The sequence below is a fragment of the Paenibacillus glycanilyticus NBRC 16618 genome, from assembly GCF_004000805.1.
Lineage (GTDB): Bacteria > Bacillota > Bacilli > Paenibacillales > Paenibacillaceae > Pristimantibacillus > Pristimantibacillus glycanilyticus.
This window is the reverse complement of sequence record NZ_BILY01000010.1, coordinates 148,458-160,125: the sequence shown is the minus strand read 5'-3', so window position 1 is coordinate 160,125 and position 11,668 is coordinate 148,458. Positions and strand designations below refer to the sequence as shown.

Annotated in this window: 11 protein-coding genes; 10 read left to right on the top strand and 1 reads right to left on the bottom strand. The window is 49.3% G+C overall.

Annotated elements, in window-relative coordinates:
- The first annotated feature begins 92 nt into the window (after positions 1-92).
- From PGL01S_RS10695 to spo0A, 5 genes are all read left to right on the top strand, one after another.
- Entirely contained in the window at positions 93-551 is a 459-nt protein-coding gene (locus PGL01S_RS10695) for a hypothetical protein (RefSeq protein ID WP_127494340.1), read from the top strand.
- A 20-nt stretch (positions 552-571) separates the two neighbouring features.
- Positions 572-1,024, top strand: a complete 453-nt coding sequence (gene ahrC / locus PGL01S_RS10690; protein ID WP_127494338.1) for a transcriptional regulator AhrC/ArgR — start codon at positions 572-574, stop codon at positions 1,022-1,024.
- 22 nt (positions 1,025-1,046) lie between these two features.
- Positions 1,047-2,756, top strand: a complete 1,710-nt coding sequence (gene recN, locus PGL01S_RS10685) for a DNA repair protein RecN (protein WP_127494336.1) — start codon at positions 1,047-1,049, stop codon at positions 2,754-2,756.
- Positions 2,757-2,879: 123 nt separating this feature from the next.
- The gene (gene spoIVB / locus PGL01S_RS10680; RefSeq protein ID WP_174806548.1) at positions 2,880-4,205 is read left to right on the top strand and encodes a SpoIVB peptidase; all 1,326 of its coding nucleotides are present in this window, start codon (positions 2,880-2,882) and stop codon (positions 4,203-4,205) included.
- A gap of 262 nt (positions 4,206-4,467) precedes the next feature.
- Positions 4,468-5,286, top strand: coding sequence for a sporulation transcription factor Spo0A (spo0A, locus tag PGL01S_RS10675; protein WP_127494332.1), 819 nt, complete (start codon positions 4,468-4,470; stop codon positions 5,284-5,286).
- Between the two features lie 118 nt (positions 5,287-5,404).
- Here the strand turns inward: spo0A and PGL01S_RS10670 are convergent, their stop codons facing one another.
- Positions 5,405-5,698: a DUF2627 domain-containing protein gene (locus PGL01S_RS10670; RefSeq protein ID WP_127494330.1), complete on the bottom strand. Its 294-nt coding sequence runs from the start codon at positions 5,696-5,698 to the stop codon at positions 5,405-5,407.
- A 267-nt stretch (positions 5,699-5,965) separates the two neighbouring features.
- Between PGL01S_RS10670 and lpdA the strand changes: the two genes are divergently transcribed.
- The 5 genes from lpdA (at position 5,966) to lipB (ending at position 11,575) form a co-directional block, all read left to right on the top strand.
- Entirely contained in the window at positions 5,966-7,393 is a 1,428-nt protein-coding gene (gene lpdA, locus PGL01S_RS10665; RefSeq protein WP_127494328.1) for a dihydrolipoyl dehydrogenase, read from the top strand.
- 95 nt (positions 7,394-7,488) lie between these two features.
- Positions 7,489-8,502, top strand: a complete 1,014-nt coding sequence (locus tag PGL01S_RS10660) for a thiamine pyrophosphate-dependent dehydrogenase E1 component subunit alpha (RefSeq protein WP_127494326.1) — start codon at positions 7,489-7,491, stop codon at positions 8,500-8,502.
- 1 nt (position 8,503) lies between these two features.
- On the top strand, positions 8,504-9,487 hold the full coding sequence (locus PGL01S_RS10655) for an alpha-ketoacid dehydrogenase subunit beta (protein WP_127494324.1): 984 nt from the start codon (positions 8,504-8,506) through the stop codon (positions 9,485-9,487).
- 37 nt (positions 9,488-9,524) lie between these two features.
- Positions 9,525-10,835 carry a dihydrolipoamide acetyltransferase family protein gene (locus PGL01S_RS10650; protein WP_127494321.1) on the top strand — a complete coding sequence of 437 codons (1,311 nt, stop codon included), beginning with the start codon at positions 9,525-9,527 and terminating at the stop codon, positions 10,833-10,835.
- Positions 10,836-10,855: 20 nt separating this feature from the next.
- Positions 10,856-11,575 carry a lipoyl(octanoyl) transferase LipB gene (lipB, locus tag PGL01S_RS10645; protein WP_127494319.1) on the top strand — a complete coding sequence of 240 codons (720 nt, stop codon included), beginning with the start codon at positions 10,856-10,858 and terminating at the stop codon, positions 11,573-11,575.
- The last annotated feature ends 93 nt before the right edge of the window (positions 11,576-11,668 follow it).

Sequence of the window (11,668 nt, the reverse complement as noted above, 5' to 3'; positions counted from 1 at the left end):
AAACATGCGTTCGTCCATTTGTTTTTAAGAGGAAAATGCTCCCTTCATCACGAACCAATTAAGATAGGTTCAAATGGAATGGAGGGCTGCTTATGGAAATGTACGGTGACTGGTTTATTATGCTGGTCGCTGGCGCGTTTTTGTTATTCTGGGCGTACCGGGGATTCTATCGCTGGCTTCACCAGCCTGCAAGCGTCAATCGATTGACGCTTGGCAAAGGCGGTGAACTTGCTAAAGATGACGAGAACATTCAGTTCCTGAAACGTTCGGGATATGGAGTTGTTTCCGGTAAGCACAGGGTTCCGATCGGAATCGAATTGGACGGACAATCACTTAACAGCCGATTGTACATTGATTATATTGCCGAGCAAGATGGCAAAATGTATATTGTAAAAACTGCCCGAGAACGTATGCCGATGGATTGGACAGGCAGCGGTGTTCGAGACCGCCTGCTTGTATATTCCCTCCTGTTGCCCGAGTGTGCGGGAGTTTTGTTTGTAGACGTGAAAGAGCAGATCATTCGGCGAATTATTTTTGACATAAGCGATTAGCTAGTTTGGGGAGGAAAGTTATGAAGGGCATCAGACAGTACAAAATCAAGGAATTAATTACGAAGAGTACAATCGAAACGCAAGAGGAACTGGTGGACGCCCTTAGAGATGCGGGACTTCAGGTTACTCAAGCTACCGTTTCCAGAGATATGAAAGAGCTTATGCTCATTAAAGTACCCGCAGGCGATGGACGTTATAAATACTCGCTGCCACAGGATCAGCAGCGTCAGAATCCCATCAATAAGCTGAAGCGGGCGCTTATCGATCATTTTACCCATATCGACTTTACCGAGAATCTGGTGGTCATGAAATGCTTGCCAGGCACAGCCAATGCGATTGGCGCGCTGATCGACAACATGGAATGGCCGGAGGTCATGGGGACGATATGCGGCGATGATACGATCCTTATCATTTGCAGAACGAAGGAGAAGAGCGGCGAGCTTGTCGAGAAGCTGCTCGACCTTCTGAATTAAACATTGTTGGAGGTCATTGGCCATGCTGCGCGAGCTATCCATTCGGAATTTAGCCGTTATTGAGGAAGTAAACGTTTCGTTTCATCATGGATTTCATGTATTAACAGGCGAGACAGGTGCGGGGAAATCCATTCTTATTGACGCACTTAGCTTAATTGTTGGTGGACGGGGCTCCGCAGATATGGTCAGGTATGGCTGTGATAAAGCCGAGATGGAGGCAATGTTCGATTTGCCGTCCCAGCATCCGGTATGGGCAGTAATGGAGCGGCTTGGCGTACAGGCGTCGAGAGAAGAGATGCTTGTTATAAGACGCGAGCTGACTTCTCATGGAAAGAGCAGCAGCCGTGTAAACGGGCAGCTTGTCACGATGACGATGCTGAGGGAGATCGGCGAATGCCTTGTTAATATCCATGGTCAGCATGAGCATCAATCGCTCTTGCGGACCGAGCAGCATCTTGAATGGCTGGACTTGTTTGCTGGCGATTTGCTTATTGAGCGGAAGACTGCTTATCGTGCCGTGTATCAGCAGCTTCAGCAAGCGCGTGCATCCCTTCGCGAGCTGGAAGAGACAACCCGCCATAATGTTCAGATGCTGGATTTGTACCGCTACCAGATCGAAGAGATCTCAAATGCCAAGCTAAAAGACGGCGAGGATGAGCAGTTGGCTGAGGAACGCCGCAAGCTGCAATATGCAGGCAAAAGGATGGATTCCGTATCCGAAGCTTACGCCTTGCTGTACAACGGCAAAGGCCTTGACGCAATTAGTAAAGCCATCAGCAAGCTGACCGATATCCAGACTTATGATCCTGCAGTTCTTACGCCTATGCTGGAACAGCTTCAGTCTGCTTTTTATCAAGCCGAAGACGCGGTTTTCCAGCTTCGCGATTACAGGGACAGCATTGATTCCGATCCGGAGCAGCTGTCCATTATTGAAGACAGGCTGGATTTGATCAACGGACTGAAACGCAAATACGGAGAGTCTATCCCGGATATTCTTCAATATTTGGAGCGCATTACGGAAGAGCGTGACAAAATCGAGAACCGCGACGAGTATCTGGAAAAGCTGCGAAAAGATGAATTGCGACTGTATTTGCAGGCACATGAATTGGCACAGGAGTTGTCCGAGCTTCGATCCCATGCATCTGAACGTCTCGCATCCGCAATCGAGCTTGAGCTTAAGCAGCTTCAGATGGGCAATACGATCTTCCGGGTTCAGCTCGACCACTCGACAGCTTCTGAAACGTCGGAGATGGCGGTCCTTAACGCTAACGGCATCGATGAAGCCATCTTTATGTTGTCGACGAATCCAGGCGAGCCGCTTAAACCGCTTAATAAAATTGCTTCCGGCGGCGAGATGTCCCGAATCATGCTTGCGCTTAAGGCAATTTTTGCCGAGATCGACCAAGTGCCTGTTCTGGTCTTTGATGAAGTGGATACCGGCGTAAGCGGCAGAGCGGCGCAAGCCATTGCGGAGAAAATGTCGCAGCTGTCTGCAAAATGCCAGATCTTCTCCATTACGCATCTGCCTCAGGTTGCTTGCATGGCGGATCACCATTACGAAATTAAGAAGCATATTATTGAACAACGCACTTCCACAAATGTCACGAAGCTGTTGGAGCACTCGCGTATTGAAGAGCTTGCCCGCATGCTGGGCGGCGTTGAAGTAACGGAAAAAACACGTCATCATGCTCAAGAAATGCTTGTTTTGGCGGATCGGCAGAAGGGAGCCTAAAGGAAGGTATTCAGGGAATGTTTTTGTGGTCATAAAACAAACAGTGCAGGGTAACTTAAAGGTACGCCAATGGCGAAACGACCTTACTCGTCATGCGATGGAATAACAGGGAGCGTGAAATCATTGAACTCCAGCCCAAGGAAGAAATGGTTTGGCCTAGTTCTCGTTATCTGCGTCTGCATGATCGGACTCTCCGCGCCGTTTCAACATTTTGCCGCATTCCCGAATGAACTTCGTTTATTCTCCGGCCAACTGAAACGATTACAATATGGAGTTCCCGTACATGCAGAAGTTACCGTGGATCCACGAATGCTTCAAATCAATGGCTCAACCCGTCAGTCATTATCAGTCAATTTGAATGACCCCATTTCGTTACAGCCGCATCAAAGCGGACAGACGAGCATGAAAGTGAAATTATTTGGTAAAATTCCGTTCAAGACCGTTAAAGTGAATGTCGTGCCTGATTTAAGGGTTATCCCAGGTGGTCAGACAATTGGCGTGAAAGTGAAATCCGCCGGTATTCTTGTTGTTGGCCATCATCAGGTTCGCGCGAGTAACGGAACAAAGGAGTCGCCTGGTGAAAAAGCAGGTCTCCGTTTAGGCGATCTTATTATTAGGATCGATGGGCACAATATTAATGAAGTCAGCAAGGTGGCCAATCTGGTGGAGCAAGCAGGCAAGGAGCAGCGTCCGCTTGCAATTACTTACAAACGTAATGGTACCATCGGAGAAACGAGGCTTTATCCGGTCCGTGATGCAGAAGAGCGCAATTGGAAGCTTGGTCTTTATATTCGGGATTCAGCGGCCGGTGTCGGTACATTAACGTTTTATGCTCCTGATCAAGGTGTCTACGGTGCTCTTGGCCATGTCATTACCGATATGGATACCCAGACGCCGATCGAAGTTGGCGAAGGGCAGATCCTGCAGTCCAGCGTGACGTCCATTAACAAGAGCCAAACGGGAGAGCCGGGTGAGAAACGTGCCCATTTTGTCAAAGAAGGCAAGATTTTAGGCAATATCGAACGAAACACGCCATTCGGTATTTTTGGCAAAATGAACGAAAACCCGAACCATAGCTTTAGCGATAAAACGATTCCTGTGACGTTCGCCGAAGATGTTAAAGAAGGTCCGGCTCAAATTTTGACTGTTGTTAACGGACAAAAGGTCGAGCGGTTTGATATTGAGATCGCTCATGTTACGAAACAGCCTGCGCCAGCAACCAAAGGTATGGTTATTAAAATTACCGATAAACGCCTTCTTGATAAAACGGGGGGGATTGTTCAAGGGATGTCGGGTTCTCCGATTATCCAGAACGGGAAACTGGTTGGAGCCGTTACGCATGTCTTTGTTAACGATCCTGCTTCGGGTTACGGATGCTTTATTGAATGGATGCTGCAGGATGCAGGCATCTTGATGAGAGAGAAATCAACGCAAGGTACAGCTGCATAACCAATAAAATAACCGCTGATTGGGCTTGTTAAACCCTTCAGCGGTTTCTTCATGGAGACGTCTGGAATTGGTTGGATTTGTCGAAAATATACGAACGGCATCATAAATTGTAATAAATTATTTATTATAACGAAAAAGATTAAAAAATCAAAGGAAAAAAATTTTCGACAGAAGGAATTTAAACCGGCATGTCGAAAACTTTATCCAAGACAACTAGGGAAAGGTAATCGCGAGTGAATATCATTTAAGGGAGGACCAGACCTTGCACAAGATCGAAGTATTGCTGGCAGATGACAATCGTGAATTCACCAATTTATTATCCGAATACATATCGGATCAAAATGATATGAACGTAAGCGGAGTAGCTTATAACGGTGAAGAGGTATTGTCTTATTTCGAAGAAGGCAGAAAAGTACCTGATGTTCTAATCCTTGATATTATAATGCCTCATCTGGACGGCTTAGGCGTACTGGAACGCATTAAAGAATTAAATATTACGCCAATGCCCAAAATCATCATGCTGACTGCATTCGGTCAAGAGAACATCACCCAAAAAGCCGTTCAGCTTGGCGCATCTTATTACATTTTGAAACCGTTCGATATGGAAATACTCGCTAATCGGATTCGTCAATTGGTTGGCAATTCCACGTTTGCTTCCTCGGCATCGTTTAGCAGTTCTGCCGCAACAACAACGGTCAAATCAAATGTCGTGCCACTTGCCAAAGGCAAAAATCTCGACGCCAACATTACAAGCATTATTCACGAAATTGGTGTTCCTGCCCATATCAAAGGTTATCAATACCTGCGCGAAGCGATTACGATGGTGTACAATAACATCGAAATTTTGGGAGCCATTACAAAAACGTTGTATCCTGCCATTGCGGAAAAGTTTAAAACAACGCCATCCCGCGTTGAACGCGCCATCCGCCACGCTATTGAGGTAGCCTGGACGCGCGGCAATATCGACAGCATCTCGCACCTGTTCGGCTATACGATCAACATCAGTAAATCCAAGCCGACCAATTCCGAATTTATTGCGATGGTAGCTGATAAGCTCCGGATCGAACACAAAGTTAGCTAAAGAATAAAACCGCTATTTATTATTGGTTCTGCCCAATATGAAGGCGGTTTTTCTTTTCAGGGCAAATAACAACACCCCGCCATACTCCAGGAGTAGCAGCGGGGTGTTCTATGTTCGTTTATGCTTGCGGTTTAGGTGGTCTTGGGCGTTTCGGACGGAATCTTGGGGCTACGTAATTGCGTTTGCGGTCTCGGAAGAAGATCCAGCCGCCGATAAACCCAACTCCAATGGCAAAGAGTACAAGTCCAAATAGAAAGCTTAGCCAAGCAAAGTCTGGCTTAATGGCATCGTTTCCAAATTCGGAGAAGTAATTAAAAAGGGCATTTTTCATCTTAAGAAAACCGATACAGGCGGCAATGCCGGGAATGACGAGCAGCAGTACGGCAACTAGACGGGCAGCAACTAATCTCATATGTATGACGATCTCCTTGTTCCGTAATTGAACATTCCTTCCTATGATACCTTTTTCTGCAGGCAGTGTCTATTTCGGAAATTTAACGATGTAAATCGATTTGAAAAAAGGTACAATAGGACGAGTGGTAAAAGAGTTGTCACTAAACAGCTGTACATAATAGCTTGCCTGCAACAATCTTAAAGCGAACGCTTTCGAAGTATGAATCATCACGATCACCGCAGTACGGCCATTGTGGTGATAAATCATTTCAGGAGGGAATACATAATGACAATCCAAGTGGATGTAGCTGTGCTTGGCGGCGGCCCCGGCGGATACACAGCAGCGATCAGAGCTGCTCAGCTGGGCAAAAGCGTAGCTATTGTGGAGCTCGATAAGTTGGGCGGCACTTGCTTACATAGAGGATGTATACCAAGCAAATCGCTGCTTCGCAGCGCGGAGGTTTACGCGACTTTGCTTGAAGCGGATAAATACGGAGTTTCGGTTACAGAGGGTGCTCTGTCTCTGGATTTCAATAAAGTTCAGGATCGTAAAGAAAAGACGGTTGAACAATTGCATCGCGGCCTTAAAGGCTTGATGAAGAAGTATGATATTCAGATTATTAACGGCAAAGGCCGCATTATAGGTCCGTCTATTTTTTCGCCCCGCAGCGGTTCATTAGCCGTTGAACTGGCTGACGGAGAGATGGAATCGGTCGTTTCGACGAATCTGATTATCGCAACGGGCTCGCGGCCACGTCATCTGCCGGGGCTAAAACCGGACGGCGTGCATATCTTGTCCAGCGACGATGCTCTTCAGCTTGATAAGCTTCCGGAATCGATGCTAATCGTTGGCGGTGGCGTTATCGGGGTGGAATGGGCTTCGATGCTGCAGGATTTTGGCGTTCAGGTAACCTTGGTGGAGGTTGGCGCAAGACTTCTTCCTGGCGAAGATGCGGAGGTGTCGGCAGAGCTGACAAGATTGCTTCGCCGCCGCGGAGTGCGGGTTCTCACGAATGTCCAGCTCAAAACCGAAGAGCTCTCGATAAACGGAGATGAAGTATCCATTACAGCAGAAACTTCCGAAGGAAATATTATGCTTACAGCAAGCAAGCTGCTCCTGTCTGTCGGCCGTCAGGCGAACATTGAAAACATCGGTCTCGAAAATACGGATATTCAAACCAAAAACGGCGTCATCTATGTCAACGAATTCGGTCAAACAACCGAGCCACATATTTATGCGATTGGCGATGTCATTGGCGGCGTACAGCTTGCGCATGCGGCATCCCATGAAGGCGTTGCTGCAGCCGAGCATATTGCGGGACATAAGAAAGAGTCGGTTGATCCCAATCTGATTCCGCGCTGCATCTATTCCCGCCCGGAAGTGGCTTCTTACGGTTTGACCGAAGACGGAGCCCGGACGAAAGGGCATGATATTAAGACCGGTAAAATTCCGTTCGCCGCAATTGGCAAAGCTCTCGTGCTCGGCGAAGCAGACGGATTCGTCAAAGTGATTGCAGACCGCAAGACCAATGACATTATTGGGGTTCATATGATCGGTCCGCATGCGACAGATTTGATCTCCGAGGCGTCGCTTGCCGGACTGCTTAATGCAACGCCTTGGGAAGTCGGTCAGCTTATTCACCCGCATCCAACCTTATCCGAAGCTCTTGGGGAAGCCATGCTTGCCATTGACGGCAAATCTCTTGCTCTCTAGCGAAGGATTTTCTTTTTCGGCTGAATGCGGTTATAATAGGTAATATCAAGTCTTAGTACCTGGTTTTAAAATCAGGTTAAAGGAGGCACAACCTCATGAGTCAATCAACCGAACAAACCTTTCGTCATAACGAATTAGGCTTAACTAACGAACAGGCTCTTGAAATGTACGCAATGATGGTACTCGCCCGCAAATTCGACGAGCGCAACTTGCTGCTGCAAAGAGCGGGTAAAATTAATTTTCACGTCTCCGGCATCGGCCAAGAGGTTGCGCAAGTGGCAGCTGCCTTCGCGCTTGACCGGGAGAATGATTATTTCCTGCCTTATTATCGCGATTATGGATTTGTCCTTGCCGTCGGCATGACGGTAAAAGAATTAATGCTGTCTGTTTTCGCGAAAGCGGAAGACCCGAACAGCGGAGGCCGTCAGATGCCTGGCCACTTCGGAAGCAAGCGCCTCCGGATCGTAACGGGCTCCAGCCCGGTTACGACGCAGGTGCCCCATGCGGTTGGCATTGCCTTGGCCGCGAAAATGAAAAACAAACCGATCGTCAGCTTTGTAACCTTCGGGGAAGGCTCGAGCAATCAGGGCGATTTCCACGAAGGATGCAACTTTGCCGGAGTACATAAACTTCCGGTCATCCTCATGTGCGAGAACAACCAATACGCGATCTCGGTGCCGGTGAGCAAGCAGCTCGGCGGACGCGTAGCTGACCGTGCCCTTGGTTACGGCTTCCCGGGCTACCAGGTTGACGGAAATGACGCCCTCGAAGTATTCCGGGTAGTGAAGGAAGCGCGCGAACGCGCGATCGCCGGCGAAGGTCCGACGCTTATTGAAGCGATGATGTACCGCCTGTCCCCGCATTCTACTTCCGATAACGATCTTGCTTACCGCACGAAGGAAGAAGTTGACGAGAACCGCGCGAAGGACGGAATCCCGAAATATAAAAGCTATCTGGAAGAATGCGGCCTCTGGAATGAAGAGCTTGAAGCTGAGCTTCAGGCGCGTACCCGCAAGTTGATCGATGAAGCAACGGAATACGGCGACAACGCGCCATTCCCGGCACCAGAATCCGTACTGTTGCACGTATACGCGGAGGAGGGACGCTAAGATGGCAAAAATGGATTATATCGATGCGATTCGGTTGGCAATGAAAGAAGAGATGGAGCGAGACGACGACGTATTCGTGCTAGGGGAAGACGTTGGCGTAAAGGGCGGCGTATTCACGACAACCAAAGGGCTGCTTGAGCAGTTCGGCGAGATGCGCGCTCTTGATACGCCTCTTGCCGAGTCCGCTATTGCAGGGGTTGCCATAGGTGCAGCCATGTACGGCATGAAGCCGATTGCGGAAATGCAGTATTCGGACTTCATGTTCCCGGCAACTAACCAAATTATAAGCGAAGCGGCAAAAATCCGTTACCGCTCCAATAACGATTGGAGTTGTCCGCTTGTTATCCGCGCGCCAATCGGCGGCGGCATTTTCGGCGGCTTGTATCACTCGCAATGTCCGGAATCGGTATTTTTCGGCACGCCGGGCATCAAGATTGTAGCGCCTTACACGGCTTACGATGCAAAAGGGCTGTTAAAATCGGCTGTCCGTGATCCCGATCCGGTTATCTTCTTCGAAAACAAAAAATGCTACAAGCTTATTAACGGCGACGTGCCGGAAGATGATTATATTGTTGAGATCGGGAAAGCCAACGTGCTGCGCGAAGGCGACGACATTACCGTTATCGGTTACAGCATGCCTCTTATGTTTGTTGAGCAGGCTGCTGCAGAGCTTGCGCAAGAAGGCATCAGCTCTCATATTCTTGACCTTAGAACGCTGCAGCCGCTTGACAAGGAAGCCATTCTTGCATCAGTCCGCAAGACGGGCAAAGTATTGATTATTCATGAAGACAACAAGACTGGCGGCGTAGGTGCGGAAGTATCGGCTATTATTGCGGAAGAGCTGCTGTATGAGCTGGATGCTCCAATCCAAAGACTTTGTGGTCCGGATGTGCCGGCAATGCCGATTAACCCGCCGGGCGAGAAGTTCTTCTTGCTCAACAAAGACAAAGTAAAAGAAGCAATGCGCAATTTGGCGCTATACTAAGCGACAAGTACGTGTCAGGTAGGGAGATGGATAATTAATGAAATCGGTGAAGGAGATCGTCATTCCTCAGTTGGCGGAATCGCTGGTCTCGGCGACAATTGATAAATGGCTGAAGCAGCCGGGTGACCGGATTGAGATGTATGAACCAATCTGTGAGCTTATCACGGATAAAGTAAGCGCGGAGCTGCCGTCCACGATCGCCGGCACGCTGGTTGAGATTCTGGTTGGCAATGGCGAGACCGTACCGGTCGGGACTCCGGTATGCCGTGTAGAGACGGAGGTTGCTTCATCCGCATCGGAAGCTGAGGGAGCATCGGAAGCAGCTAAAGCTGCCGTAACCGCGGAATCGGCGGATGAAGGCGACCAGTCGATGCGCAACCGCTTCTCGCCGGCTGTCCAGCAGCTTGCGGCTGAACATGGCGTCCGTCTGGCTGATGTGCCTGGAACGGGACTTGGCGGAAGAATTACGCGGAAGGATATTCTGGCTTACGTAGCTTCCGGTGCGGGACAAGCGCCTGCGTCTGCAGCGGCCAGGCCGGTGACGCCTCCGCCAAGCACAACCGTATCGGAGGTGCGTTCGTCCGGCCTGCATTTAACGGAGACGCCTCGCACGCCAACCGTACCTAGTCAAAGCGCCTCCATTCCGGGCCGTGGGGAAGACTTCATCGACGTATCGCCGATCCGGAGCGCAATCGCCCGCAATACGATGTTAAGCGTAAATGAAATTCCGCATGGCTGGATGATGATTGAAGTCGACGTTACTAATCTGGTTCAGCTTCGCAACAAGGTAAAGGATGAATTCATGAAGCGCGAAGGCATTAATCTGACGTATCTGGCCTTTGTCCTGAAGGCTGTCGTTAATGCTTTGAAGGATTTCCCGATCATGAACTCCATGTGGGCCGTCGATAAAATTATCGTTAAGCGGGATATCAATATCTCCCTTGCGGTAGGAACCGAAGAGTCCGTCGCGACACCGGTTATCAAAAATGCCGACCATAAGACGATTGCCGGCCTCGCGCGGGAAATCGATGATCTGGCACGCCGCGGACGCGAAGGCAAGCTGACGCTCAGCGATATGCAGGGCGGTACCTTTACCGTCAACAATACGGGTTCTTTTGGTTCTATCATTACGAATCCGATTATTAACTATCCGCAGGCAGCTATTCTGACCTTTGAATCGATCGTGAAACGCCCTGTCGTGATCAATGACATGATTGCGATCCGATCCATGGCGAATATGTGCTTGTCGCTTGACCACCGCGTACTGGACGGCGTTATTTGCGGCCGCTTCCTGCAGCGCGTGAAAGACAATCTTGAAAGCTTTAACGTAGATACGAAATTGTACTAGAAGAAACGGGGTAATCCAGCATGACTGACACGGCATCTAAACACGTGGAGCGGCATTTGGAAGCCCGATATATACCAATGATCGGTTATGCGGAAGCTTGGGAGATGCAGAAATCGATCGTGCGGCAGATCAGCCAGGAGGAGCGTCAGGAGACGCTTCTCCTTCTTCAGCATCCGCCAACATATACGCTGGGCACGGACCGTCATCACGAGCATCTGCTGCTAAGCGAGGACGAGCTGAACGAGCGCGGAATATCGGTCTTCGAAATCGATCGCGGCGGGGACATTACTTATCATGGGCCGGGACAATTAGTCGGTTATCCGATGCTGTTCCTGCCGATGGAGGGATTGGATCTGCATGCGTACCTGCGCAATGTGGAGCAGGCAATAATAAATTGGCTGGCCGAATATGGTATAGAAGCGGGGAGAAAGCCGGAATATACTGGAGTATGGGTCGGCAATGAGAAAATCGCCGCAATCGGCGTGAAATTCAATCGTGCCCGCGATCGTGGCGGTTTTGTAACAAGCCATGGCTTTGCCTTGAATATCGAGGCGGGAATAGGCAATGAAGGCTTCAGCGGCATTATTCCTTGCGGCATTCAGGAGTATGGGGTAACATCCTTCAACGACTTGTCCGGCGTTACCCTGTCCGTCGATGAGGCAGCGCGGCAGCTGTTGCCGCATTTCTGCCGTGTATTCGGATTTTCGACTCCCGCCCTGCTAGAGCAGAGAGCTGAGTGAAGCAACAAGCGTCGTAATGACAAGGGCGGTAACAACAAGAATAGCAACTAGACGAATAAGCTTTTGCATTTTCAAGGGTAAAAACTCCTTTCT